General features: G+C 70.6%; 25 protein-coding genes. 12 read left to right on the top strand and 13 right to left on the bottom strand.

What is annotated here, in order from left to right:
• Positions 1-38: 38 nt before the first annotated feature.
• Complete coding sequence (locus ACIA3K_RS22775; RefSeq protein ID WP_396803516.1) at positions 39-1,202, top strand: N-acetylmuramoyl-L-alanine amidase; 1,164 nt, start codon at positions 39-41, stop codon at positions 1,200-1,202.
• Positions 1,203-1,208: 6 nt separating this feature from the next.
• Here ACIA3K_RS22775 and ACIA3K_RS22780 read toward each other — a convergent pair whose 3' ends face one another.
• The gene (locus ACIA3K_RS22780; protein WP_074315552.1) at positions 1,209-1,874 is read right to left on the bottom strand and encodes a GNAT family N-acetyltransferase; all 666 of its coding nucleotides are present in this window, start codon (positions 1,872-1,874) and stop codon (positions 1,209-1,211) included.
• A 284-nt stretch (positions 1,875-2,158) separates the two neighbouring features.
• On the opposite strand from ACIA3K_RS22780, the gene ACIA3K_RS22785 reads away from it, so the two are divergent.
• Together ACIA3K_RS22785 and ACIA3K_RS22790 are read left to right on the top strand one after the other, a co-directional pair.
• Positions 2,159-3,472 (top strand): PLP-dependent aminotransferase family protein, encoded by a 1,314-nt coding sequence (locus ACIA3K_RS22785; protein WP_396803517.1) that lies wholly within the window; start codon positions 2,159-2,161, stop codon positions 3,470-3,472.
• 7 nt (positions 3,473-3,479) lie between these two features.
• Entirely contained in the window at positions 3,480-4,481 is a 1,002-nt protein-coding gene (locus tag ACIA3K_RS22790) for a D-alanine--D-alanine ligase (RefSeq protein WP_396803519.1), read from the top strand.
• A 167-nt stretch (positions 4,482-4,648) separates the two neighbouring features.
• On the opposite strand, the gene ACIA3K_RS22795 is transcribed toward ACIA3K_RS22790, so the two are convergent.
• Positions 4,649-5,122, bottom strand: coding sequence for a MarR family transcriptional regulator (locus tag ACIA3K_RS22795; protein WP_396803520.1), 474 nt, complete (start codon positions 5,120-5,122; stop codon positions 4,649-4,651).
• A 58-nt stretch (positions 5,123-5,180) separates the two neighbouring features.
• On the opposite strand from ACIA3K_RS22795, the gene ACIA3K_RS22800 reads away from it, so the two are divergent.
• The gene (locus ACIA3K_RS22800) at positions 5,181-5,678 is read left to right on the top strand and encodes an SgcJ/EcaC family oxidoreductase (RefSeq protein WP_396803522.1); all 498 of its coding nucleotides are present in this window, start codon (positions 5,181-5,183) and stop codon (positions 5,676-5,678) included.
• 362 nt (positions 5,679-6,040) lie between these two features.
• Here the strand turns inward: ACIA3K_RS22800 and ACIA3K_RS22805 are convergent, their stop codons facing one another.
• The 9 genes from ACIA3K_RS22805 to rpmH all read right to left on the bottom strand — a co-directional run bounded on the left by ACIA3K_RS22805 (position 6,041) and on the right by rpmH (position 13,949).
• Positions 6,041-7,069 carry a hypothetical protein gene (locus ACIA3K_RS22805; RefSeq protein ID WP_396803524.1) on the bottom strand — a complete coding sequence of 343 codons (1,029 nt, stop codon included), beginning with the start codon at positions 7,067-7,069 and terminating at the stop codon, positions 6,041-6,043.
• Positions 7,070-7,791: 722 nt separating this feature from the next.
• Positions 7,792-8,814 carry a ParB/RepB/Spo0J family partition protein gene (locus tag ACIA3K_RS22810; protein ID WP_396803526.1) on the bottom strand — a complete coding sequence of 341 codons (1,023 nt, stop codon included), beginning with the start codon at positions 8,812-8,814 and terminating at the stop codon, positions 7,792-7,794.
• Positions 8,815-8,841: 27 nt separating this feature from the next.
• Positions 8,842-9,876: a ParA family protein gene (locus tag ACIA3K_RS22815; protein WP_396803528.1), complete on the bottom strand. Its 1,035-nt coding sequence runs from the start codon at positions 9,874-9,876 to the stop codon at positions 8,842-8,844.
• A gap of 528 nt (positions 9,877-10,404) precedes the next feature.
• Positions 10,405-11,103 (bottom strand): 16S rRNA (guanine(527)-N(7))-methyltransferase RsmG, encoded by a 699-nt coding sequence (rsmG, locus tag ACIA3K_RS22820; protein WP_396803684.1) that lies wholly within the window; start codon positions 11,101-11,103, stop codon positions 10,405-10,407.
• A 155-nt stretch (positions 11,104-11,258) separates the two neighbouring features.
• Positions 11,259-11,861, bottom strand: a complete 603-nt coding sequence (locus ACIA3K_RS22825) for a protein jag (protein WP_396803530.1) — start codon at positions 11,859-11,861, stop codon at positions 11,259-11,261.
• Between the two features lie 214 nt (positions 11,862-12,075).
• Entirely contained in the window at positions 12,076-13,068 is a 993-nt protein-coding gene (gene yidC / locus ACIA3K_RS22830; RefSeq protein ID WP_357131790.1) for a membrane protein insertase YidC, read from the bottom strand.
• A 2-nt stretch (positions 13,069-13,070) separates the two neighbouring features.
• The gene (gene yidD / locus ACIA3K_RS22835; RefSeq protein WP_396803532.1) at positions 13,071-13,364 is read right to left on the bottom strand and encodes a membrane protein insertion efficiency factor YidD; all 294 of its coding nucleotides are present in this window, start codon (positions 13,362-13,364) and stop codon (positions 13,071-13,073) included.
• A complete protein-coding gene (rnpA, locus tag ACIA3K_RS22840; RefSeq protein ID WP_396803534.1) occupies positions 13,361-13,777 on the bottom strand; it encodes a ribonuclease P protein component in 417 nt (138 codons plus the stop codon). The genes yidD and rnpA overlap by 4 nt, the downstream gene beginning before the upstream one ends.
• A 34-nt stretch (positions 13,778-13,811) precedes the next feature.
• Positions 13,812-13,949: a 50S ribosomal protein L34 gene (rpmH, locus tag ACIA3K_RS22845; protein WP_007453904.1), complete on the bottom strand. Its 138-nt coding sequence runs from the start codon at positions 13,947-13,949 to the stop codon at positions 13,812-13,814.
• A gap of 535 nt (positions 13,950-14,484) precedes the next feature.
• Between rpmH and dnaA the strand changes: the two genes are divergently transcribed.
• The 6 genes from dnaA to ACIA3K_RS22875 all read left to right on the top strand — a co-directional run bounded on the left by dnaA (position 14,485) and on the right by ACIA3K_RS22875 (position 21,047).
• Positions 14,485-16,398: a chromosomal replication initiator protein DnaA gene (gene dnaA / locus ACIA3K_RS22850; RefSeq protein ID WP_396803536.1), complete on the top strand. Its 1,914-nt coding sequence runs from the start codon at positions 14,485-14,487 to the stop codon at positions 16,396-16,398.
• Positions 16,399-16,745: 347 nt separating this feature from the next.
• Positions 16,746-17,018, top strand: a complete 273-nt coding sequence (locus tag ACIA3K_RS22855) for a hypothetical protein (RefSeq protein WP_396803538.1) — start codon at positions 16,746-16,748, stop codon at positions 17,016-17,018.
• Between the two features lie 212 nt (positions 17,019-17,230).
• Complete coding sequence (gene dnaN, locus ACIA3K_RS22860; protein ID WP_355048570.1) at positions 17,231-18,364, top strand: DNA polymerase III subunit beta; 1,134 nt, start codon at positions 17,231-17,233, stop codon at positions 18,362-18,364.
• Between the two features lie 38 nt (positions 18,365-18,402).
• Positions 18,403-19,275 carry a phosphogluconate dehydrogenase (NAD(+)-dependent, decarboxylating) gene (gene gnd / locus ACIA3K_RS22865; protein WP_396803539.1) on the top strand — a complete coding sequence of 291 codons (873 nt, stop codon included), beginning with the start codon at positions 18,403-18,405 and terminating at the stop codon, positions 19,273-19,275.
• 16 nt (positions 19,276-19,291) lie between these two features.
• Entirely contained in the window at positions 19,292-20,425 is a 1,134-nt protein-coding gene (recF, locus tag ACIA3K_RS22870; RefSeq protein ID WP_396803540.1) for a DNA replication/repair protein RecF, read from the top strand.
• A complete protein-coding gene (locus ACIA3K_RS22875; RefSeq protein ID WP_396803541.1) occupies positions 20,415-21,047 on the top strand; it encodes a DUF721 domain-containing protein in 633 nt (210 codons plus the stop codon). Before recF ends, ACIA3K_RS22875 begins: the two co-directional genes overlap by 11 nt.
• Before the next feature lie 10 nt (positions 21,048-21,057).
• Here the strand turns inward: ACIA3K_RS22875 and ACIA3K_RS22880 are convergent, their stop codons facing one another.
• Positions 21,058-21,285, bottom strand: a complete 228-nt coding sequence (locus ACIA3K_RS22880; protein ID WP_396803543.1) for a hypothetical protein — start codon at positions 21,283-21,285, stop codon at positions 21,058-21,060.
• Between the two features lie 98 nt (positions 21,286-21,383).
• On the opposite strand from ACIA3K_RS22880, the gene ACIA3K_RS22885 reads away from it, so the two are divergent.
• Complete coding sequence (locus ACIA3K_RS22885) at positions 21,384-21,860, top strand: MarR family winged helix-turn-helix transcriptional regulator (protein WP_396803545.1); 477 nt, start codon at positions 21,384-21,386, stop codon at positions 21,858-21,860.
• On the opposite strand, the gene ACIA3K_RS22890 is transcribed toward ACIA3K_RS22885, so the two are convergent.
• The gene (locus ACIA3K_RS22890) at positions 21,845-22,399 is read right to left on the bottom strand and encodes a hypothetical protein (protein ID WP_396803546.1); all 555 of its coding nucleotides are present in this window, start codon (positions 22,397-22,399) and stop codon (positions 21,845-21,847) included. The genes ACIA3K_RS22885 and ACIA3K_RS22890 overlap by 16 nt on opposite strands.
• Positions 22,400-22,917: 518 nt before the next feature.
• Here ACIA3K_RS22890 and gyrB point away from each other — a divergent pair.
• A complete protein-coding gene (gene gyrB / locus ACIA3K_RS22895) occupies positions 22,918-24,864 on the top strand; it encodes a DNA topoisomerase (ATP-hydrolyzing) subunit B (RefSeq protein ID WP_396803547.1) in 1,947 nt (648 codons plus the stop codon).
• Positions 24,865-24,904 lie beyond the last annotated feature (40 nt).

Consider the following 24,904-nt stretch of genomic DNA (forward strand, 5'->3'; position numbering starts at 1 on the left):
CCGCCCGGCCAGCCAGACTCGTGCAGAGGGGGTCGTGCGTGCGTCCGATCCGACCCGGAGACCGGGGACCTGCGGTCACGGAGATCCGTACCATCCTCACCGGCCTCGACCTGCTCGCCGCCGCCGGCCCGCACAGCGACGAGTTCGACCTGGACACCGAGCGCGCGGTCCGCGCGTTCCAGCAGTCGCGGGGGCTCAGCGTGGACGGCCGGGTCGGCTCGGAGACCTGGGGCGCGCTGGAGGCCGCACGTTGGCGGCTCGGTGCCCGCACCCTCTACCACGCGGTCCCCGACCCGCTCACCGGCGAGGATGTCCGGTCGCTGCAGGAACGGCTGCTGGAGATGGGGTACGACGTCGGCCGCGCCGACGCCATCTACGGCATCCGGACGTCCCGGGCCGTGGCCCAGTTCCAGCGCGAGGTGGGTCTCACACCCGATGGCTCCTGCGGCCCGCACACGATGGACGCGCTGCGCCGGATCGGTCGCAAGGTCGTCGGCGGTCGCCCCCAGTGGTTGCGCGAGTCCGACGCGATCCGCCAGTCCGGGCCGGCGCTGGTCGGTAAGACGGTGGTCATCGACCCCGGCCACGGCGGCACCGACCCCGGGATGGTGGTGCCGGACGGCCCGCTGCGCTGGACGGAGGCCGACCTCGTGCACGACCTGGCGAGCCGGCTGGAGGGACGACTCGCGGCGTCCGGCGTCCGGGTTCAGCTCACCCGGGGCCCCGCGCCCGACGCGTGCCTGCCGGACACCGACCGGGCGTTGCTGGCCAATTCGCTCGGCGCCGACGTGTTCATCTCCCTGCACCTCGACGGGCACGCCAACCCGGACGCGGAGGGGGTGGCGACCTACCACTACGGCACCGACAACGGGGTGACCTCGGCGACCGGTGAACGGTTGGCGGGTCTGGTGCAGCGGGAGATCGTGGCGCGGACCGGGCTGCGGGACTGCCGTACGCACGCCAAGGCGTGGGACCTGCTGCGACTGACGAGGATGCCGGCGGTCCGGGTCGAGGTCGGCTACCTCACCTCGCCCGTGGACCGCGCCCGGCTCGTCGACCCCCGCTTCCGCGACCGTGTGGTGGAGGCGATCGTGGCCGCCGTCCAGCGGATGTACTACCCGATCGAGCGGGACGTGCCGACCGGCTCGCTCGACGTCAGCGAACTGCGTGCGGTCGTGGCCGCCGGCACCGTGGTCGACTGATCCCGCTCAGCCGCCGGTGGAGCGGGTGGCCGGGGCGGGCCGGACCGGCCGGAGCAGCGTCTCCGGGCTCATCGAGCCGAGCAGCTTCTCCAGCGCGTACTCGACGTCGGACTTCCAGCTCAGCGCCGTACGCAGTTCAAGGCGCAACCGGGGAAAGCGGGGATGCGGACGCACCGTCTTGAAGCCGACGGAGAGGAAGAAGTCGGCCGGTGCCACGCAACCGCCGGCCGGATCGTCGGCGTCACCGAACTTGGCGTCGCCGAACGCCTCGATCGCCTTGATGCCCCGCTTCGTCAGGTCCCGTGCGACGCCCTGCACCAACATCCGGCCCAACCCGCCCCCGGCGAACGCGGCGACCACGTTGGCGGTCATCAACAGCGCGGCGTCGGCCGAGACCGGCGACGTCGGAAACGCCATCGAGCGGGGAACGTAGGCGGGTGGCGCGTACATCACGAAGCCCGCCGGCATGCCGTCGACGTACGCGAGCTTGCCGCAGGACCCCCACTCCAGCAGGGTCTGGGAGACCCACGCCTCCTTCTCCAGGCCCGGGTCACCGGCGGCGCACGCCCGGTCCGCGGAGACCGGATCAAGCTCCCAGTAGACGCACTGACGGCAGGGGCGCGGAAGATCCTCCAGCGTGTCGAGGGTCAGGCTGACCAGACGTCGCGACATATGGCGCATCCCCACAATAGGCTCGGTGGTGAGACCGGCACGGAACGACAGCGCCGCCTTCCTGCCCCCGACGAGCGATCGTACGCCGCCGATCGACCGTACGGGAGGGGACGCGCAGATCCCCCACCCCCGGCCGGGGGTCCGCCATGTGGTCGATCCGTTCCGGCAGGGCGGCAACCAGGGCTCGGCGGACTAGGATCGACAATCGGTGTGCCGCCGCCATGGACACGAGCAGGCGGGGTACCCGGGGCGGTAGCCACCCGAGCAGTGATCGAGGTGAGGTCATGACCGGCACGACACTCGACGACTACACCGACCGGTATGCCCGGCGCGTGCGCGGGATGACCGTATCCGAGATCCGAGCACTCTTCGCGGTGGCCAGTCGACCGGAGGTCGTGTCGCTCGCCGGCGGCGCCCCGTACATCGCCGCGCTGCCGCTCGACGCGGTCGGCGAGATGCTGGGCAGGCTCGGCTCCGAGCACGGGGTCACCACCCTCCAGTACGGCATCGGCCAGGGCACCCTGGAGCTGCGCGAGCGGATCTGCGAGGTGATGGCCCTCTCCGGCATCGACGCCGCGTGCGGCGCCTCCCCGGAGGACGTGGTGGTCACGGTGGGAGGTCAGCAGGCGCTCGACCTGGTCGCCCGGCTCTTCCTCGACCCCGGCGACGTGGTGCTCGCCGAGGGCCCGACCTACGTGGGCGCGCTCGGGGTGTTCCAGGCCGCCCAGGCCCAGGTGGTGCACGTGCCGATGGACGCCGACGGGCTGATTCCCGAGGCGTTGGAGACGGCCATCGCCGACCTCGCCCGGGCTGGCCGACGCGTCAAGTTCCTCTACACGATCCCCACCTACCAGAACCCGGCGGGCGTGACACTCAGCGAGGAACGCCGCGAGCGCGTACTCGACATCTGCGAGCGTGCCGGCCTGCTCGTGGTCGAGGACGACCCGTACGGCCAGCTGGGTTTCGAGGGTGAGGCCCCGGCGCCGCTGCGGGCCCGGCGCCGCGACGGCGTCTTCTACATCAGCACCTTCTCCAAGACGTTCGCCCCCGGCCTGCGGGTGGGATGGATCCTGGCGCCGCACGCGGTCCGCGACAAGATGGTCATCGCCAGCGAGGCACAGATCCTCTGCCCCAGCGTCTACGCCCAGACCGCCGTCTCCACCTACCTGAGCACGATGCCGTGGCGCCAGCAGCTCAAGGTCTACCGCGAGGTCTACCGGGAACGCCGCGACGCCCTGCTCGACGCGTTGGCCGATCTGATGCCCGAGGGCACCAGCTGGACCACCCCGGCCGGCGGGCTCTTCGTCTGGGCCACCCTGCCGGAGGGCCTGGACTCCAAGGCCATGATGCCGCGCGCCATCGCCGCCCGGGTCGCCTACGTGCCCGGCACCGGCTTCTACGCCGACGGCACGGGCACCGGCGCGATGCGGCTGAACTTCAGCTTCCCGCCCCCGGAGCGCATCCGTGAGGGCGTACGCCGGTTGGCGGGCGTCATGGAGCAGGAACTCGCGACGCGGCGCGTCTTCGGCGCCGTGGGCGGTGTCGCCGGCCGTCGCGGCCGGCCCGGCTCCGACGTGCCGGGTCCCGACTTGGCATGATGCCGGCATGGGTACGACCGCTGCCGAGCGCTTCTCCGTGACCGATTCCGCCGTCGCGGCCGACCTGCGAGTGCTGGTCCTCGCGGGCGGACTCTCCTACGAGCGGGACGTGTCGTTGCGCTCCGGTCGGCGCGTGCTCGACGCCCTGCGCGCCGTCGGCGTCGACGCCGAACTGCGGGATGCCGACGTGGCCCTCCTGCCGTCGCTCACCGCCGATCCGCCGGACGCCGTCGTGATCGCCCTGCACGGCGCGACCGGCGAGGACGGCTCGCTGCGAGGAGTGCTGGACCTGTGCGGCATCCCGTACGTCGGCTGTGACGCCCGGTCCTCCCGGCTCGCCTGGGACAAGCCCTCCGCGAAGGCGGTGCTCCGCGAAGCCGGCATCCCCACCCCCGACTGGGTGGCCCTGCCGCACGACCGCTTCTCCGAACTCGGGGCGGTCGCCGTGCTGGACCGCATCGCCGACCGGCTCGGCCTGCCGTTGATGGTCAAGCCGGCTCAGGGCGGCTCCGGTCTGGGCGCCGCCGTGGTCCGGGACGCCGCGTCCCTCCCGGCCGCGATGGTCGGTTGCTTCGCGTACGACTCGACGGCCCTCGTCGAGCGGTACGTGCCCGGGATCGACGTGGCGGTCTCCGTGATCGACCTGGGAGACGGTCCGCAGGCTCTGCCACCGGTGGAGATCGTGCCGCGCAACGGCGTGTACGACTACGCCGCCCGCTACACCGCCGGCCGCACCACCTGGCACGCTCCCGCCCGGTTGGAGCCGGAGGTGGCCGCCTCGGTGGCCGACGTGGCGCTTGCCGCGCATACCGCGCTCGGTCTGCGGGACCTCTCCCGGGTCGACGTGATCGTGGACGCTGAGGGCCGTCCGCACGTGCTGGAGGTCAACGTCTCGCCCGGCATGACGGAGACCTCGCTGCTGCCGCTGGCCGTCCAGGCGGCCGGCCTGGACTTCGGCCGCCTGCTCGGCTCACTGGTCACCCGGGCCGCCGCCCGCCACGCGTCCTGACCTGACCGATCGGGCACCCCTCGTGACACCCTGCACGCCCGTGGACCTGGTCCGCGATCGCGCACGGGGTAGGTGAGCCGGCACCTGGTGGAGAGCCGGAGCGGTACCGGCTGCTGGCGGCGTTCGCAGCGGCCGAGGGCGCTCCACACAGCAACCGGTGAGCAGCGTCAGAGATCGTCGGGTTCGTGTCGGCTGATCCGCGTCGCCTGGTCCTCCTGCACGTGGCGGGCAGTCTGCAGGAAGTGAAGGATCGTGGCGAGCTGATCGAGGCTGTACTCGGCAAGCGCTTTCGCTCCGGCGACACCGACCGGTGCGTATATGTCTCGCTCAGCGGCGCGAGCCGCGTCGGTCGCGGCAACGAGGACGCGTCGTCTGTTGTTCGGGTCGGAGATCCGGTTCGCGAATCCGGTGCGTTCGAGTCGGTCCATGACAGTGGTTGTGGCGGCCGGGCTGAGTTTCAGGGCCTGGCTGAGTTCGCCAGCCGACAGGCAACCCTCGCCGGCCAAAAGCAGGTCCAACGCTCGCAGGTCCGTTCGGTTGAGCTTGAGGGTGGCGGCGGCGGCCTCGTCGAAAGCGTCGAAGCTCTGCTGCAGCAGCCGAAGTTCGGCAGCCACCAAGCCGACCAGTTCATGTTTCGACACTCGAAGACTCCTGCTATCGTAAGGTTCGACCATCGAATAATACTAGAGGGGTGCAGCCATGGCTACCGAAGACCACGAGATCACAGCTCTCTTTCACCGCCTCAAGCAGGCCTGGACGGACAACGACGCTGTCGCCTACGCAGCCTGCTTCACCGAAGACTCCGACTACGTCTCGTACGACGGCACCCGCGCCAGCGGGCGAGAGCAGATGCAACGCGCCCACGACCAGCTCTTCCGGGGCGTGCTCGCCGACTCGGCACTCGTCGGCGACATCGAGTCTATTCGCTACCTCAGCCCCGACATCGCCATCGTCCATGGCACCGCCTCGGTCCAGATGCCGTGGCGTTCCCAACTACCGAAGAGGCGCCTGTCCCGCCAGACTCTCGTTGCGATCCGCACGCCCGAGGGATGGCGGTTCACCGCGCTGCACAACGGCCGCGTGCGACCGATCACCATCCCCGCCCCAGATTCCATGCCTTCCCGACTCGCCCGAACCATGGTGAGGCTCACCCGTGCGCTCGGCATCGGCAGCAAGGCTGCGGTCCACGCAGATTAGGCAGGCAGTCCCGACATGGGCGTCGCGAGTTCACCTCCGGCACTACCGAAGCCATTCGGATCTCCGCGATCCGCGCGCCTGACGCTGTAGTCAAGCGTCGCCGTCCGGCCGCGACGGTCAGCGAGGCGCGGTGTCGAGAGGCGGCTGAGTGTCCAGCGTGAGAGACCCAACTTGGCGGCGGCGGCTCGGGTTTGTCCGGCTCCGAGCCGGATCCGAGCCTCGGTGCTCTTCTCAGGGCTCGGTGCACGAGGGCATTTCCGAGCGTTGGTCCGCACTCGGCATTGCCCACGCCCGTCGCAGCGGGCGTGGGGGTGGCTCGACATCCGGACTGTCGTCCGCCCACCCCCACGCGCAACCGGTGATCAGCGAGGTGCGCTCACGCCGGGCGGGGTGGCTCCGCCGTCGCTGGCGTCGTCGGTGGGGGTCCTCCGCTGAGCTGGGACGACCGGAGTCTCCGGTGCCGGATCCTCGGCGTCGCGTTCCGGCTCCGAGATCGCCGTGCCATCGGCGACCGATTCGACCGCAGGGGCATCGAGTACCGGGCTGACGGGCGACTTCGGCTCGGACGCTGTGGCGGCTGTCGACCCGTCGGCGTCGTCAGCGAAGGCCGTTACCGGGTCGTCGCTGTCCACAGACTGGCCCTCCGCCGCAGCCGGCGACTCGGAACCGCGGTCGCCATCGGCGTTGCCGTCTGCGTCCTCGACTGGCTCGGGGATCTCCTCGGCCGCCTCGATGACAGACACGGCTTCATCCTGAGCGGCTGCGGCATGCGCGGCCGCCGCCGCGGACTGGGCCAGCAGACTCGACGGGGCCTGCCACTGGATGCGGGGCGGTTCGGCCAATGGGCGGCCACCGAACTCGGCGAGCCAGGCGGCGACGAGCGCCAGATTCTCCCGCCACTGCTCCTCGGAGATCGGCGGCAGGATCGAGTCCCACAGGGACAGGAAGGTTCCCCGTAGTTGGAGCCGACCGTACGGCCGGGCGAGGAACCACATGTGCAGGTGGGCGGAGCCGTCGCCCCACCGGTTCACGTGCACCCGCGCCACGCCGTCCAGCGACCGGATGGCCCGCTCGAGACGTACCGTCATCACCCCCAGCTCGGCGGCGAGCAGGTTCGGCAGATCACCCAGGTCCAGGTGGCTCCGCGATTCGAGGATGAGCACCATCGGCAGGCCGGTCGGCCGGTCCATGGCACGGACCCGCCACCGCTCTCCCACCCAGATGTAGGCATCGTCGGGTGCGTTGCAGGCGGTGCATTCCCGGAGACCCTCGCCCTTGCGGGGCGGTTCGACCGGGACCGGTTCTTCGAGCTGCTTCACCCGCAGCTCGCCCTCGAAGGGAAACGAGGGCCACTGGGTGAAGTCCGGGACTGAGGGAGGGGTGTCGCGCACGACGCTGACCCTAACCGAGTCTGGCACCGCTGTCCCTACCTGATCGACCGGTTCCAACCGCCACGATCAGCGTCCGTCGTCGATCGCCGGGGCCCGCCGTCGTTGCCCGACGAGTCGATATCCACAGGCTGCCGAGGCCGCTCTTACACGCGGTCATCCACAGGCTGTCACCCGCTTTCACGCGGCGTTTCACGTGAAACGGGGGGTGCCTGTGGAAAACCGGTGTGGATAACTTTTCGCCCCGTCGATCGTTGCCCGCGCGTCGCGCCGGTCGCACTTCGGCTCCACACTCCCGGCGTCACCGGGAGTGTGGGTGCCTCGCCCACCGAGGGCCGTTTCACGTGAAACGCCGTGACCCCCACGAGGGGCCGGACGCTGGGAACTCAGGCGCGATGAGCAGTGGCCCGCGCGCCGCCTGAGAAGGTCGCTACCGCCCTCAGGGCGCCGGGGGGCACTCCCGGGCTCACCCGACCGCCTGGGACGCCCTCGCGGGCCGTAGCGGGCGGACGCGTCCGGCTGACACCTCGGCGAAGCCGAGTCGAGACCGGGCGACCGCTCCGGGCGTCGGTCTCACGTGAAACGGGGCCGCACGCGCGAGGGCCGCACGCGCGAGGGCCGCACGCGCGAGGGCCGCACGCGCGAGGGCCGCACGCGCGAGGGCCGCACGCGCGAGGGCCGCGCCTCCCTGGGGAGGCGCGGCCCTCGACGGAAGGTCGCGGACGTCAGTCCTGCGACCCCTCCTCCTGCACGCCGATGATGCCGACGATCCGTTCCAGATCATCCACGGTGGCGAACTCGATGGTGATCTTGCCCTTGCTACGACCGATGTCGACCTTCACCCGCGTGTCGAAGCGGTCCGACAGGCGGTCGGCGAGATCCGACAGGGCGGGTGCGTGGGGCTTCGGTCGCCGCTTGGCGGCCTGTCCCTTCGCCGGACCGTCGTTCAGCGTCAGAGCCACGATCTCCTCGGTCGCCCGTACCGACAGCCCTTCGGCGACGATCCGCAACGCCAGCTGATCCTGAGCCTCCGAGTCGTCGAGGCTGAGCAGAGCGCGGGCATGGCCGGCGGAGAGGATGCCGGCGGCAACCCGGCGCTGCACCTGGGCCGGCAGGTTGAGGAGCCGGATCGTGTTGGAGATCTGCGGGCGGCTGCGGCCGATCCGACGGGCCAGCTCCTCGTGGGTCGCGCCGAACTCCTCCAGCAGCTGCTGGTATGCGGCGGCCTCCTCCAGCGGGTTCAGGTTGGCCCGGTGGATGTTCTCCAGCAGCGCGTCCCGGAGCATGGCGTCGTCGCGGGTGTCCCGGACGATGGCCGGGATGTTGTCCCGTCCCACCGCCTGGGCGGCGCGCCAACGACGCTCGCCCATCACCAGCTCGTACTTCTCGTCGTCGAGCTGGCGCACGACGATCGGCTGCAGGAAGCCGACCTCCCGGATGGAGGTCTTCAGCTCCTCCAACGCCTCCTCGTCGAAGACCTGGCGCGGCTGCTTCGGGTTCGGCATGATCGCGTCGACCGGAATCTCCGCGAACCGAGCGCCCGGCACGGGGCTGAGCTCGGGCTCCGGTTGATGGGCGACGGCGCCTACCGGGGCCGTGTGAACGGCAGTGGGGGGCACGCCCTCGTCAGCGTCGACGCTCCCGTTCTCCGGCTCGGCAGTCACGGTGCCGGCGGCACCCGGCACTGGCCCGGTCGGGATGAGAGCCCCCAGGCCCCGCCCCAGACCGCCCCGAGGGCGGTTCTTCATGCCACGCCTCCCAGCGACTCGTCCCCACTACGCATTCCGGCCCACCGGCTCCTTGACGCCCCGCTCGGCGATCTCCTGGGCGGCCTCGAAGTAACTCGTGGCGCCCCGCGAACCGGGATCGTAGGTCATGACCGACTGGCCGTAGCTGGGTGCCTCCGACACCCGCACGTTGCGGGGGATGACCGCCTGGAGCACCTTGTCGCCGAAGTGGTTCCGCACGTCCTGCTCGACCGCGTCCGCGAGGCGGGTACGACGGTCGTACATCGTGAGCAGGATCGTGGAGACGTCGAGCTTCGGGTTGAGGTGTTGCCGCACCAGGTTGATGTTGTTGATCAACTGGTTGAGGCCTTCCAGCGCGTAGTACTCGCACTGGATCGGGATCAGCACCTCCTGCGCGGCGACCAGCGCGTTGACCGTGAGCAGGCCGAGCGACGGCGGGCAGTCGATGAAGACGTAGTCGAACTGGCCCGGGTAGGCGGCGATGGCACGGTCGAGCCGCGACTCGCGGGCCACCACGGACACCAACTCGATCTCCGCCCCGGCGAGGTCGATCGTGGCCGGTACGCACCACAGGTTGGGGATTCCCTCGACCGCCTGCGCCACCTCGGCCAGCGGCACGCTGTTGATCAGGCAGTCGTACACGTCCGGGATGCCGGTGTGGTGGGGCACGTTCAGGCCGGTCGACGCGTTGCCCTGGGGGTCCAGATCGACCACGAGCACCCGGTTGCCGTGCAGGGCGAGCGCCACCGCGAGGTTGACCGTGGTCGTGGTCTTACCCACGCCGCCCTTCTGGTTGGCGACGCACATGACCCGGGTCCGATCCGGTCGAGGCATGGTCACCTCGCCACTGGGATTCAGGATCTGCACGGCGCGCATCGCCTCCATAGCCAACGGTGGGTCATCCTCTTCGCGCGTCGGGGTTTCACGTGAAACGTACGTGGGGTCAGCCGCGACCGCCGCCAACGACTCGGCCGACGCGACCGGTACGTCGGGAACCAGCGGTGCGGCGTCGCGCGCCGCTGCGGCGGTGGGCTGGTGGGGCACGGCGGACTCGAAGCGCACCGCCGCAGCTCTGTTCCGCCGACCGGGCGTCTGCCGCACATCGGCGGCATTGGCAGGTCGACTCGGTCCGTCGGCCGCCCGCCGACCGGTCGTCGGCTCCGTCCCGACGATCGGAGTCACTGCCTCGTCCGGTGCGGTGAACACATCGTCGTCCACCGGAACGGATGCTCCGGCGACGCCGGGGGACCAGCTCGGGTAGTCGGTTTCACGTGAAACAGGGTCGCTGGTTGACCCGGTCACGCGTGGATCGTCGTACCTGCCGTCGTCATGCACCTGTCATCCCTGCCCGCTTCGGATGGTCGGTCCGCGCCCCGGTCAACTTGGCCACACCCGCTCTCGCACCCCGGAGCGTACGGCCCCTCGGGAGCGGTCGGAGTCCGCGACGTCCGTCGGCCGCTCCACATTATCGACGCGCGGCCAGCCTACGGCGGACGGGCGTGGCCGGTCCACGTCGGGTTCTCATTCCCTCGTCCATCCGTACCGATACAACGAGGCAAACCGTCGACCGGACGCCCGATGGCGCGCTGGTCAGCGGCGGTGAGCCCGCCCGCCGCGCGAGCGCTTGCTGGCCGCCGGTCGGGCCGGACCGACCATCCGCTCCCGCACGATCTCCACCACGGTGGTGGGCGGGTCGATGACGCCCACGCCGCAGAGGTGCACGGCCGCCTCCCCGCCGCCGAGCCGCTCCACGACCGTGGCGTGCTCCTCGATCTCGGCCGCTGCGGACGATCCCTTGAGGGCCAGCAGTCGTCCACCGCGTACGGCGAGCGGCAGGCACCAGGCGGCCAGTCGGTCCAACGGAGCGACGGCGCGGGCGGTCACCACGTCACCGATGATCGGGTCCCGGCCGCTCGACCCGCTGGCGGCCTCGTCGGCGCGGCCACGGAACACCCGCACCGAGCGGGTCAGGCCGAGCCGCTCGACGACCTCGATGAGGAACGACGTGCGCCGCGCGAGCGGCTCGATCAGCGTGACCGTCAGGTCGGGACGCGCGATGGCCAACACCAGACCGGGCAGCCCGGCACCGGAGCCCACGTCGAGCACGTTCGCGTCGCTCGGGATGCGCTCGACCACGGCGGCACAGTTGAGGAGGTGACGGTCCCAGATCCGGGGCGCCTCGCGTGGACCGATCAGACCGCGGACCACGCCGTCGGTGGCCAGCAGTTCGGCGTACGCGGCGGCGATGTCGAGCCGGTCACCGAAGAGGGTCAGCGCGGCCGGAGCCAGTTCGGGCGGCAACGCGACATCGGCCGGCGACGGCGGATTCCCGTTGGTCGCGTCGTACCCCTCCGGGCTGTCGCCCCGGACAGCCGACGGCCCGGACGGCGTACCGCCCGGGCCGGTCGCGGCATCAGCCGCGGTGTCGTCGTGGGTCAACGGAGTCAGTCCGCCGGCCGTACGACGATGCGACGGTTGGGCTCGACGCCCTCCGACTCGCTCGCCACGCCGGCCATCGCGTTGACCACGTCGTGGACGCACTTGCGCTCGAACGCGTTCATCGCCTCCAGGCGCACGGGCTCGCCGTACTCCTTGACCTTCTCGACGGCGTTCTTGGCAACGGCGGCGAGTTCCTTGCGACGGTTCGCCCGGTAGCCGCCGACGTCGAGCAGCAGGCGGCTCGGCGTACCGGTCTGCCGGAAGACGGCGAGCCGGGTCAGCTCCTGGAGCGCATCCAGGGTGGCGCCACGCTGGCCGACCAGGTTCTGCAGCCGGGAGCCGACCACCTCGACGACGGGACGGCCGCCGGCCACCAACTCGTCGATGTCGCCGTCGTAGTCGAGGATGTCGAGCAGTCCCTCGACGTAGTCGGCCGCGATCTCGCTCTGCCGGAACAGGTCGCTCTCGCCCGCGCTCTTCTTCTCACGACCACCGGCCGGGGCCTCGGCGTCGTCGGCGGCCTCGGTGTCGTCGACGTCCACCTCGAGCGTCGCGGTCTCCTCCTCGTCCAGGGACTGGTCGGCGCGGGGGATGCTGGTCTCGGTCACGGTCTCATCTCCGTACTCGCTCGGCCGGACCGTCGGGTCCGCTGGTTTCCCGGGGCCGGCGGGAGGTCGCCGGTGCCCACGGGCACGTCTGTACGGGCAGTGTCGCCCGTGACCGCGCCGTGCGCGGCCGGTTCCGCCCGGCGCCGGCCGTACGGCGGCTGCGCGGTGCGGGGCCTGGGCCGTCGCCGGTTGACCGGCGACGGCCGCACGGCGTTCAGCCCTGCCGCTTGGCGGGGCGGCTCTTCTTCGGGTTGGCGGGCTTGGCACCCGGCTTCGGGCCGGCCACCTTCGGCGCGGCGGCCTTGACCGGCGCGGCCGGAGCGGCCTTGCCACGCCCGAAGAGCCCACCCGACTTGGCGGGCTGCACCGGGTTGCGGCTGGCCGCGGGGGCGGTGGCCTTCTTGGCGGTCACCGGCGGCGGGAACTTCCGCAGCACCCACTGCTGCTGGCCAAGGGTGAAGAGGTTGTTCGTGACCCAGTAGATGATCACACCGATCGGGAAGATCGCGCCGGAGATCAGCAGCGAGGCCGGGATGCCGTAGAGCATCAGGCGCTGGATCATCCGCTGCTGCGGGTCCTCGGCCCAGCCGGTCTTGAGGATCATCTGACGGCTGGTCAGGTACGTGGTGGCGATCATCACCAGGACCAGGACACCAGCAATGATCTTCGTGGTGTTGCCGTTGGCGTTGAGCCGCGCCAGTTCGTCGGCGGTGGAGCCGAACTTGCCGGCGAGCGGGGCCGTGAAGAGCTTCGCGTGAGAGGCGCTGTTGAACTGATCGACGGTCCAGCCGTAGATCGTCTTCTTGTCCTCGGGCTTGAACGGGTCGAGCCGGCGCAGCACGTGGAAGAGGCCGAGGAAGACCGGGATCTGGAGGAACATCGGAAGGCAGCCCATGAGCGGGTTGGCCTTTTCCTTCCGGTAGAGCTCCATCATCTCCTTCTGGAGCGTCTCCCGGTCACCCTTGTGCTTCTCCTGCAGCTCCTTGACCTTGGGCTGGAGCGCCTGCATCGCCCGCTGCGACTTGATCTGCTTGACGAAGACCGGGAACAGGATCACCCGGACGGTGACCACCAGGAAGATGATGGACAGGATCCAGGCGAAGTTCGTGCCGACCACCGCGCCGACCGGCACCCCGATGGCGTCCCACGCCGAGTGCCAGGTCAGCAGGATCCACGAAATCGCGTAGTAGATCCAGTCGAGACTCAGACTCAATTCGGGGCTCCAGTCACATCAGCACGACGGCGGCCGCCCGGCTCCGGAACCGGGTCATGTCCACCAGGGTGAAAGGGGTGGCAGCGCAGCAACCGGCGGACCGCCAGCACGACTCCCCGGAACGCGCCGTGCCGCACGAGCGCCTCCTGGGCGTACGCACTGCACGACGGGTAGAACCGGCAGCGTGCCGGCAGTGCCGGACTTATCCACCGACGGTACGCGATGATGGGCGCGATCAGCACCCGGGCACCTGTCGACGATGGGCGTGTGGCGGTCGGATCGGTACTCACCGGGGCCGCCTCTCCCGTGGCGACCGGGCAACCGCGATGGCGGTGTCCAGGTCGGTGGTGAGCCGGGCGTACGACGCCTCGGCCGCGGCGGGCAGTGCTCGGACGACCAGGGTGCTGCCGTCGGGCAACGCGCCCAGCCGCTCCCGGACGAGCGCCCGAAGTCGACGCCGGACCTTGTTGCGGACCACCGCGTTGCCGACGGCCTTGGACACGACGAAGCCGGCGCGGGCCGGAGCGGAGGGCTGCTCCGCGCCAGACTCCCGCGCCGGCTTCGGCGAGGTCGTTGTGCTGTGGTCGGTGGCCGGAGGCACGGTCAGGTGGACCACGACGGCACCTCGGCCGACGCGTCGGCCACCGCGAACCGCTGCGGCGAAGTCAGTGCTGCGCCGCAGTCGCTGTGCGGCGGCCAGCACGACTGCCCACGTCCCCCGGACCAGCCCGGTCGGCTCAGGCCGACAGGGTGGTACGACCCTTGGCGCGGCGGCTCGACAGGATGGCACGGCCGGCACGGGTGCGCATGCGCAGCCGGAAGCCGTGGGTCTTCGCGCGCCGGCGGTTGTTCGGCTGGTAGGTGCGCTTGCTCACGTCAGGCTCTCCGTTTTCGTACGCGCCCCGGGCGACGGGATCGCCGGGGTCGTGGGGTGGTCCAGGCCACCTCGACGATGGCCACCGTTCGGCGCTGCCCGGCGGAGCGGGACCGACGGTGCGGGGAAACGACCGCGGGCAGCAAGCACCCATCACCCTAGCAGAGGGCGAGAGAGCAGCCGCTCCAGCCTACGCAGGGGTGCAATGACCGTCAAACACCCACAGCGAGGAGGTCGGGACGCGCCCGGGACCGAAGGGGCGCTTTTCGCTGATGCCGACAAGGTCGCTGGGGCGTCGCCGGTTGATGGGGCAGGGACAACGCTGTTACCGTGCCCGATTGCGGTGAGCGTCGGATGCTCCGGTCGTCGCGCGCAGGCAAGACCGGACACGCTGGTGAATCGTTCGGCACGGTGAACCCGCTTCAACGGCCGTCCAGGCAGGGGCAGGTCCCGCGCCCGGCGGGCGGCCACAATCGGTCGGTGCACAGGCTGTGGATAACCTGTGGACGAGCGCTGGTCAGTTGTCCGGGTGGGTGATGTTCCACCCGTGCACGCGGCGGGCCCGGGACGGGCGGCTGGCAGACAGCGGCGGCCGGGAGCAGAGGCGAGGGGGTGGCACGACGGTGGCCGGTACGACCGACCTTGCCGCGGTGTGGTTGGCGGCGACCGACGAGCTCGCCGACGAGATCATCTCCGCCCAGCAGCGCGCCTACCTCCGGTTGACCCGGCTGCGGGCGATCGTCGAGGACACCGCGCTGCTCTCGGTACCGGACGCGTTCACCCGGGACGTGATCGAGTCGCGGCTGCGCCCGGCGATCACCGAGGCGCTGACCCGCCGACTTGGCCGGCCGATCCAGGTTGCCGTGACCGTCCGCGTGGCGGAGGACGCCACCGGCCGGCCGGCCGGCACCGTCTACCGCAGCACCCCGGAGCCTGGGCCACTCGACGTCGACGAACCGCAGTCGGGTCCGCTCGGGGACGAGTACGCCGGACGGTCCGTGGCGAACGAGGCCATCGGCGAGCAACTCGGGCCACGGCTGCCCGAGACCGCCGTACCGCCGGCGCCGGCGGGTCCGCCCCCCGCGCCGGTCGTCGACGCGCACCGGCCCGGGCTGATCCCGGCCAGCCGCGACGGACAGGAGGCGCTGTTCAGCGCGGCCTTCGTCGAGCCGATGCGGTCGTCCCGACCGGCGCCCGAACGGCGGGGGTACGACGAGCAGGCGGCCCGCCTCGACCCGCCCGGCCCCGACACCCGGCCGTACGAGCCCCGGTACCGCGAGGACGCCACGTCCCCCCGGGACCAGCACGTGATCCGTCCCCTGCCCCGCGACGGCGGAACGGACAGCGGCCCGGGTCGCAGCGGGATGGATCATCGTCCCGGCGGGCGGGACGAGCGCCGACTGCCCGGCGCCGACACCGGTGGCAACCGGTTGAACCCGAAGTACATGTTCGAGACGTTCGTCATCGGCTCGTCCAACCGGTTCGCCCACGCGGCGAGCGTGGCGGTGGCCGAGTCGCCGGCGAAGGCGTACAACCCGCTCTTCATCTACGGCAGTTCCGGGTTGGGCAAGACGCACCTGCTGCACGCCATCGGGCACTACGCCACGACACTCGGCAACGCCCGGTCGGTGCGGTACGTCTCGACCGAGGAGTTCACCAACGACTTCATCAACTCGCTCCGGGACGACAAGACCAGCGCGTTCCAGCGGCGCTACCGCGACGTCGACATCCTGTTGATCGACGACATCCAGTTCCTGGAGAACCGCGAGCGCACGCAGGAGGAGTTCTTCCACACCTTCAACACCCTGCACAACGCCAACAAGCAGATCGTGATCACGTCCGACCGGTCGCCGAAGCAGTTGGCCACGTTGGAGGACCGGCTGCGGACGCGCTTCGAGTGGGGGCTGCTGGCCGACATCCAGCCGCCGGACCTGGAGACGCGGATCGCGATCCTGCAGAAGAAGGCGGCGCAGGAGCGCCTCTACGCCCCGCCGGACGTGCTGGAGTTCATCGCCTCCCGGGTGTCGAACTCAATCCGGGAGTTGGAGGGCGCGCTGATCCGGGTGACCGCGTTCGCCAGTCTCACCCGCTCGACCGTGGAGTTGTCGCTCGCCGAGGAGGTGCTGCGGGACTTCATCCCGGACGGCGCCGGCCCGGAGATCACGGCGGACCAGATCATGGTCTCCACGGCCGACTACTTCGGCGTGAGCCTGGAGGATCTGCGCGGCCAGTCCCGCTCGCGCGTCCTGGTCAACGCCCGCCAGGTCGCCATGTACCTGTGCCGGGAGCTGACCGAGTTGTCGTTGCCGAGGATCGGGCAGGCCTTCGGTGGCCGGGACCACACCACTGTCATGCACGCGGACCGCAAGATCCGCCAGCAGATGGCCGAGCGGCGCTCGCTCTACAACCAGATCGCCGAGCTGACCAACCGGATCAAGCAGAACACCTGAGGGGTACGACTCCGCAGGACACGCCCGGCCGGATCTCGGCCGGGCGTTCTTCTTTGGACGCCGCAACGCCACGATCCGACTCCGGACGGTGCTCGCCTCGGCGTCGGCGGCGCCGATTTGGCCGTCCGACGAGGGCTTCGGCTTGACCCTCGACATGGTGTAGGCCACAGGATCGGTGCCGTGTCCACCTCGAAGCTCACTCGTTGTCCACAACTCGTTATCCACCGACGGTGGATAACTACGGTCGGTCCCACCTCGGTTACCCACAGGCTGTGGAGAAACCCTGTGCACGACGCTGTGGACGCCTGGGGACAACGCCGAAGTTATCCACCGAAGATCGTCGAGGTGTGTACGAGCTGTTGAAGGTTCTGGGGACAACGGCAATGGTGATCTTCTCGGCCGTCCACAACCTTGGGGAGAAAGTCGGTGGATTACCGGTGGACAACCGGTGGACAACGGTGGACAACGGGCCCGCGTCGCCGGGCTGTGGACAGGCGACGCGGTTTCACACCCGGTTCTCCACAGCCAACTCACCGGTGGATAACCTGTCTGAGCTGCGCAGACCCGAGTTCTCCACAGTTTGCACAGGTGCGATGAAGACGATGGGTTATCTCTTCTAAGAGAACAAAAACCAATCATCACCGTTGGGCTTCCTGTGGATCGGGCCGAACGCTGCCGGACAGGCCGGTCAGCATCGACACGATCCATGGGGTCGGGCGCACAGCCGATGTCCCCGCGCCCTAAGGTGCGATGGACACCCGCACGGTCGGGCGGGACGGTAGGCAGCGGTCGGCATGAGAGAGTTGTCGCTGACGTCGACGCGGAGGCATTGATGAAGTTCCGAGTGGAGCGCGACGCGCTCGCCGAGGCCGTGGCGTGGACCGCGAAGAGCCTGCCCAACCGGCCGTCCGTACCGGTGCTCGCCGGGGTGATGCTCCGGGTCACCGACGGCAACCTGCGGGTCTCCGGTTTCGACTACGAGGTCTCCAGCCAGGTGACCGTCGAGGTGCAGGGTGACGCCGACGGCGCCGCGCTGGTCTCCGGCCGCCTGCTCGCCGAGATCACCAAGGCGCTGCCGGCCAAGCCGGTCGACATCGCCGCGGTCGGCGCCCACCTCGAGCTGGTCTGTGGCAGCGCGCGGTTCACCCTGCCCACCATGCCGGTGGAGGACTACCCCGCCCTGCCCGAGATGCCGCAGAGCGCCGGCACCGTCGACGCCGCGGCCTTCGCCACGGCGGTCGCCCAGGTGGCCATCGCCGCCGGGCGTGACGAGACGCTGCCGATGATGACCGGCGTCCGCGTCGAGCTCTCCGGCAGCACGCTGTCGATGCTCGCCACCGACCGGTACCGGCTGGCGCTGCGCGAGATCCAGTGGCGACCCGACGACCCTGAGGTCAGCATCAACGCGCTGGTCCCGGCCCGCACCCTGAACGACACCGCCAAGGCGCTCGGTCCGCTGGGCGGCGAGGTCACCCTCGCCCTCGCCCAGGGCGCGGCGGGTGAGGGCATGGTCGGCCTCGCGGGTGGCACCCGTCGCACCACGAGCCGGTTGCTCGACGGCGCCAACTACCCGCCGGTGCGCTCGCTCTTCCCGGCCACCCACAACGCCGAGGCGCGGGTGTCGGTGAGCACGCTGATCGAGGTGGTCAAGCGGGTCGCCCTGGTGGCCGAGCGCACCACGCCGGTGCTGCTCAGCTTCAGCGCCGACGGCCTGGTGGTCGAGGCTGGCGGCTCCGAGGAGGCACGGGCGAGCGAGGCGATGGAGGCCACCTTCACCGGTGACCCGCTCACCATCGGCTTCAACCCGCAGTACCTCATCGACGGCCTGGCAAACCTGGGCGCGCAGACCGCCATGCTCTCGTTCGTCGACGCTTTCAAGCCGGCGGTGATCTCACCCGCTGGCGAGGATGGTGAGGTCATTCCGGGGTATCGGTACCTCATCATGCCGATCCGCGTCTCTCGCTGATCGGCCCAGCAACACCAGATCCACGGAGGTAGGAACAAATGCAGCTCGGCCTGGTAGGACTCGGCCGGATGGGCGGCAACATGCGCGAGCGGTTGCGGGCTGCCGGCCACGACGTGGTCGGATTCGATCACAACCCGCAGCTGAGCGACGCGGCTAACCTCGCCGAGCTGGCACAGAAGCTCGAATCGCCGCGTGCCGTCTGGGTGATGGTGCCCGCCGGCGTCACCGATGCCACGATCGACGAACTCGCCGAGGTGCTCGGGGACGGCGACATCATCATCGACGGCGGGAACTCCCGCTTCAGCGACGACGCTCCCCGTGCCGAGCGGCTGAACGCGCGCGGTATCGGCTACGTGGACGTCGGCGTCTCCGGCGGCGTCTGGGGCCGGCAGAACGGCTATGGCCTGATGGTCGGCGGTGCCCAGGAGCACGTCGACCGGCTCATGCCGATCTTTCAGGCGCTCAAGCCGGAGGGCGAGTTCGGCTTCGTGCACGCCGGCCCGGTGGGGGCCGGGCACTACTCGAAGATGGTGCACAACGGCATCGAGTACGGCCTGATGCACGCCTACGCCGAGGGCTACGAGCTGCTGACCGCCTCCGAGCTGGTGACCAACGTCCCCGGCGTGTTCAAGTCGTGGCGCGAGGGCACCGTCGTCCGCTCCTGGCTGCTCGACCTGCTGGACCGGGCCCTCGACGAGGACCCGGAGCTGGCCGACCTGAGCGGCTACACCGAGGACACCGGCGAGGGGCGCTGGACGGTCGACGAGGCGGTCCGGCTCGCCGTACCGCTGAACGTCATCACCGCCTCCCTGTTCGCCCGGTTCCAGTCGCGACAGGACGACTCGCCCGCCATGAAGGCCGTTGCCGCGCTGCGCCAGCAGTTCGGCGGCCACGCCGTCCACAAGCGCTGAGCGGTATCCACAACCTGTGTACGTCCGCCGGCTGGAACTGGTCGACTTCCGCTCGTACGAGCGGGTCGCCGTCGACCTCCAGCCGGGGGCGAACGTCCTGATCGGCGCCAACGGTGTCGGCAAGACCAACCTCGTCGAGGCGCTCGGTTACGTGGCGACCCTGGACTCGCACCGGGTCGCCACGGACGCGCCGCTGGTCCGGATGGGCGCCTCCTCGGCGGTGATCCGCTGCGCGGTCGTACACGACGGGCGGGAACTGCTGGTCGAGCTGGAGATCGTGCCGGGGCGGGCCAACCGTGCCCGGCTGGGCCGATCTCCCGCCCGGCGGGCGCGCGACGTGCTCGGGGCGCTGCGGCTGGTGCTGTTCGCCCCGGAGGACCTGGAGCTGGTCCGCGGCGATCCGGCCGAGCGTCGCCGCTACCTCGACGATCTCCTGGTCAACCGGCAACCCCGCTACGCGGGCGTACGCGCCGACTACGACCGGGTGGTCAAGCAGCGCAACGCCCTGCTGCGCACCGCGTACCTCGCCCGCAAGACCGGCGGCTCCCGGGGCGGCGACCTCGGCACCCTCGCGGTGTGGGACACCCACCTGGCCCAGCACGGCGCGGAGCTGCTCGCCGGCCGGCTGGAACTGGTTGCCGCGCTCACCCCGCACGTCGCCAAGGCGTACGACGCGGTGGCCGCCGGCCGGGGCGCGGCCGGCATCGCCTACCGGCCGTCGGTCGAACTGGCCGAACCGACCACCGACCGGGCCACGCTGGCCGAAGCGCTGACCGCCGCGCTCGCCGCCGCGCGGGCCGCCGAGATCGAACGGGGCACCACGCTCGTCGGGCCACACCGGGACGAGTTGGCCCTGTCGCTCGGCCCGCTGCCGGCCAAGGGGTACGCGAGCCACGGCGAATCCTGGTCGTTCGCGCTCGCGCTGCGACTCGCCGGGTACGACCTGCTGCGCGCCGACGGCATCGAGCCGGTCCTGGTGCTCGACGACGTCTTCGCCGAGTTGGACGCCGGTCGTCGGGAACGGCTGGCGGAACTGGTGGGTGGGGCGAGTCAACTGCTGGTCACCTGTGCCGTGGACGACGACGTTCCGGCCGCGTTGCGGGGCACCCGCTACCAGGTCGGCGAGGGGACGGTACGAAGTGTCGGATGAGCCAGAGACCCGGCCGGCGCGCGCCACGTCCACCGGCAGCGGCCGGCAGGCCGGGGATGCTGCCGGCGGGCGTACTCCAGCGGCCGGGGCGACCGACGGGCAGCCGGAGGGGCCCAGCGGCCCGGAGTTGGCGCGGGCGGTGCTCGACGCCGCGCTGTCCCGCCGCCAGGCGGCAGCGCGCACCCGGCGTACCACCGGTGGTGGCGCCGACGGCGCTGGCGGCTCGGGACGGCGGCTGCGTGGCTACTCGGGCCCCGGGCCCGACCCGCGCGACCCGCAGCTCCTGGGCGCGGTGCTGAACCGGCTGGTGAAGGCGCGGGGCTGGCAGCAGCCCGCGGCCGAGGCCACCGTGTTCGGCGCGTGGGAGCGGGTGGTCGGTGCGGAGGTGGCCCAGCACAGCCGGCCGGTCAAGCTGGAGGACGGCGAGTTGACCGTGGAGGCGCGCTCGACGGCCTGGGCCACCCAGCTCCGGCTGCTGGCCGGCTCGCTGCTCAAGCAGATCGCCCAGGAGGTCGGCCACAACGTGGTGCGCAAGCTGCACATCCACGGCCCGGCCGCGCCGTCCTGGCAGAAGGGCCCACGCCGGGTGCGTGGGCGGGGACCGCGCGACACGTACGGCTGAGCAGGTCGTCTCAGCGCCGCCGGCCGGCCTCCCGGGCGGCCCGCTTTCGCTCGCGTTGTTCCTGCGTGTAGCGCTTGCGCTCGGCCAGGTCACGTTTCCACGCCTCGCGAGCGGCCGTCGAACCGCCCTGCACCGCGCCCTGCACGCCGTCGGCCGGCCCGGCGAGGTGCCGGAAGGCCCAGCTCAGGAGTCGACCGCCCTCACCCGGTGCCCTGGTGGTCGCGCCGTCCTTGCTCATCTGCCGCCCCTCCCGCCTGCCGTCGCTAAGTTTGCCGCACCAATGGTTGGTGTACCAACGATCGGTACGATAGTTGCCGTGCGCGAGGAGAGCAACCGATGAGCGACCAACCGCAGGGCACCGATCCGCTGGCGCTGGAGCAGCAGGTCTGCTTCGCCCTGTCGGTCGCGGCACGCAGCGTGGTGGCCGTCTACCGGCCCCTGTTGGAGCCGATGGGCCTGACCCACCCGCAGTACCTGGTGATGCTGGCGCTCTGGCAGCACGCCCCGCTGTCCGGCCGCGACCTCAGCCGCCTGTTGCAGCTCGACCCGGGCACCCTGTCACCCCTGCTCAAGCGGCTCGAAGCGGCCGGCTACCTGCGCCGGGAACGGGACGCCGCCGACGAGCGCAGCCTCGCCGTCACACTCACCGCGAGCGGCGTGGCCCTGCGCGCCCAGGCCGAGCGGATCCCGGCCGCGATCGTCCAGCGCCTCGGACTGCCCGTCGAGGACCTGCAACACCTGCACGCGGCGCTCACCCAGGTGATCGCCGCCGCCAACCGCCCTGCCGGCCCGGAGGTTCAGGCGTCGGCGTAGACGGCGAAGCCGCGCTCGGCGCACCGCCGGTAGAACGCCGCCAGCACGCCCAGCTCCGCACAGGTGAAGTTCCACTGCGGCGGATCACCGCTCTCGTCGCGCAACGCGTCGAGCCGGGTGTCCAGCCAGCGCAGCTGCTGCTCCGCCAGCCGACCGTCGCCGAGCAGTGCCCGCAGCACCGTACTCACCGAGTCGAAGGTGACCGTCTCGCCGTACTCCCGGTGGCCGGCCACGAACCGTTCGATGCCACCGGCGATCCAGGCGCAGCCGTCCGGGTCGATCACCGGATCCTCGTCCTCGGCCGCGGCGTCTGTGGCGTACAACACACCTTCGAGGCCGAGCAGGAGATCCACCAGCTCGGTGTACGCGGTCGCCCGGACGGTGCCGGTCTTCGCGATCAGCTCGGCCAGCGCCGCCGTCGGCGCGGAGATCCGTGGCAGGTCGACGATCTCGCCGAAGTCGACGAACTCGGCCGGCGCCACCGGATCGTAGAAGCGGCCGGTCCGCGGCCACTGCACCGCGACGTTGTCCAGCCCCATCTGTCACCTCTTAGAGAGCACGTGTCGGGTCGATCGGGTCGATCGTCCCGGTTCCGGCCGGTAAAGATCAAGGCCGCTGCCGGGGCGCCGCAAACGTACGGCACGGACGATCCGACCGCGACCCCCGACCCGCCCGAGTGCGGGTCAACCTGTCTGGGGGCGGCGCGTCCGAACAGGGCGTGGCGTGTGGGGGGAGTCGAGGGTAACGGGGTTCTGCCGGCTACGGACATCTCAGCCGCCTCGTTGAGGGTGCCGAGTGGTGGTTCTGTCTCCCGCGCACAGTAGGATTGACAGCGAGACGAAGACCCGGTGTGGGCGAGCGACGGGGCCGGTGGCCCCAGGTCATTCTCCACTCCGAGTCGAGCCGATCGCGATCCGCGGGCGACCGCGGCGACCGGCGCGTTCCCGCTGTCCGGAGGTCTCCGGCACCGGTCCGCGCGCCGACGTCGCGTCCTGTCCCGCCGAACCCGCGCCCGACGCGCCCCAGCGGCGCCGACGACGCGAGAAAGTGGCCGAGGGTGGCAGCGCAGGACAAGCAGGAGTACGGCGCAGAGTCGATCACCGTTCTCGAAGGTCTGGAGGCGGTCCGCAAGCGGCCCGGTATGTACATCGGGTCCACCGGCGAGCGCGGTCTGCACCACCTCGTCTGGGAGGTCGTCGACAACGCGGTGGACGAGGCGATGGCCGGCTACTGCGACACCATCGACGTGGTGCTGCTCGCCGACGGTGGGGTCCAGGTCACCGACAACGGCCGTGGCTTCCCGGTCGACCTCCACCCGAAGCTCAAGAAGCCGGGCGTCGAGGTCGCACTGACCGTGCTGCACGCGGGTGGCAAGTTCGACGGCAAGGCGTACGCGGTCTCCGGCGGCCTGCACGGCGTCGGCGTCTCCGTGGTCAACGCGCTCTCCACCAAGATGGCCGTGGTGATCCACAAGTCCGGCTTCGTCTGGCGGCAGCAGTACACCCACTCCAAGCCATCCGCGCTGGAGAAGGGCGAGACCACCGACCGCACCGGCTCTGCGGTCTCCTTCTGGCCCGACGCGGACGTCTTCGAGACGATCGACTTCGACTTCCAGACCATCTACCGACGCCTGCAGGAGATGGCCTTCCTGAACCGGGGCATCACCATCCACCTGCTCGACGAGCGGGTCCCGGAGGACGAGGACGGCAAGACCCGCGAGGTCACCTTCCGCTACGACGGCGGTATCGCCGACTTCGTCCGACACCTCAACGCCTCCAAGAACCCGATGCACAAGACGGTGGTCGAGTTCGAGGCCGAGGAGGAGGGCATGTCCCTCGAGATCGCCATGCAGTGGAACGAGTCGTACGGCGAGTCGGTCTACACCTTCGCGAATAACATCAACACCCACGAGGGCGGCACCCACGAGGAGGGCTTCCGGTCCGCGCTGACCAGCGTGGTCAACCGGTACGGCACCGACAAGAAGCTGCTCAAGGGCGACGAGAAGCTCTCCGGCGAGGACATCCGAGAGGGCTTGGCCGCGATCATCTCGGTCAAGCTGACGAACCCGCAGTTCGAGGGCCAGACCAAGACCAAGCTGGGCAACACCCCGGTGAAGAGCTTCGTGCAGCGGGTCTGCAACGACCGGCTGGTCGACTGGTTCGACCGCAACCCGGCCGAGGCCAAGACGATCATCCAGAAGGCGTCCCAGGCCGCCCGCGCCCGCATCGCCGCACAGCAGGCCCGCAAGCTGGCCCGACGCAAGTCGCTGCTGGAGTCCGGCTCGATGCCCGGCAAGCTCGCCGACTGCCAGTCCACCGACCCGCGCGAGTCCGAGGTCTTCATCGTCGAGGGCGACTCGGCCGGCGGCTCGGCCAAGCAGGGCCGCGACCCGCGTACCCAGGCGATCCTGCCGATCCGCGGCAAGATCCTCAACGTGGAGAAGGCCCGGATCGACCGGGTCCTCAAGAACAACGAGGTCCAGGCGCTGATCACCGCGCTCGGCACCGGCATCCACGACGACTTCGACATGGAGAAGCTGCGGTACCACAAGGTGGTGCTGATGGCCGACGCGGACGTCGACGGCCAGCACATCCAGACCCTGCTGCTCACCCTGCTGTTCCGCTTCATGCGTCCGTTGGTGGAGCTGGGGCACGTCTACCTGGCCGCCCCGCCGCTCTACAAGATCAAGTGGAACAAGAAGGGCGACGACGCGCAGTACGCCTACTCCGACCGCGAGCGGGACGGGCTGATCGCACTGCGCCAGCAGAAGAAGCCGAACGCCAAGCCGGACGACATCCAGCGGTTCAAGGGCCTCGGCGAGATGAACTATCCCGAGCTGTGGGAGACCACGATGAACCCGGCGACCCGCACCCTGCGTCAGGTCACGCTCGACGACGCTGCAACCGCAGACGAGTTGTTCAGCGTCCTGATGGGTGAGGACGTCGAAGCCCGCCGGTCGTTCATCCAGCGCAACGCCAAGGATGTGCGGTTCCTGGACATCTGACGGACGTCGACGGGCCAGCCGGGCAGCCCCTGGCTGGCCT

The organism is Micromonospora sp. NPDC051543 (assembly GCF_044454415.1).
Taxonomy (GTDB): domain Bacteria; phylum Actinomycetota; class Actinomycetes; order Mycobacteriales; family Micromonosporaceae; genus Micromonospora.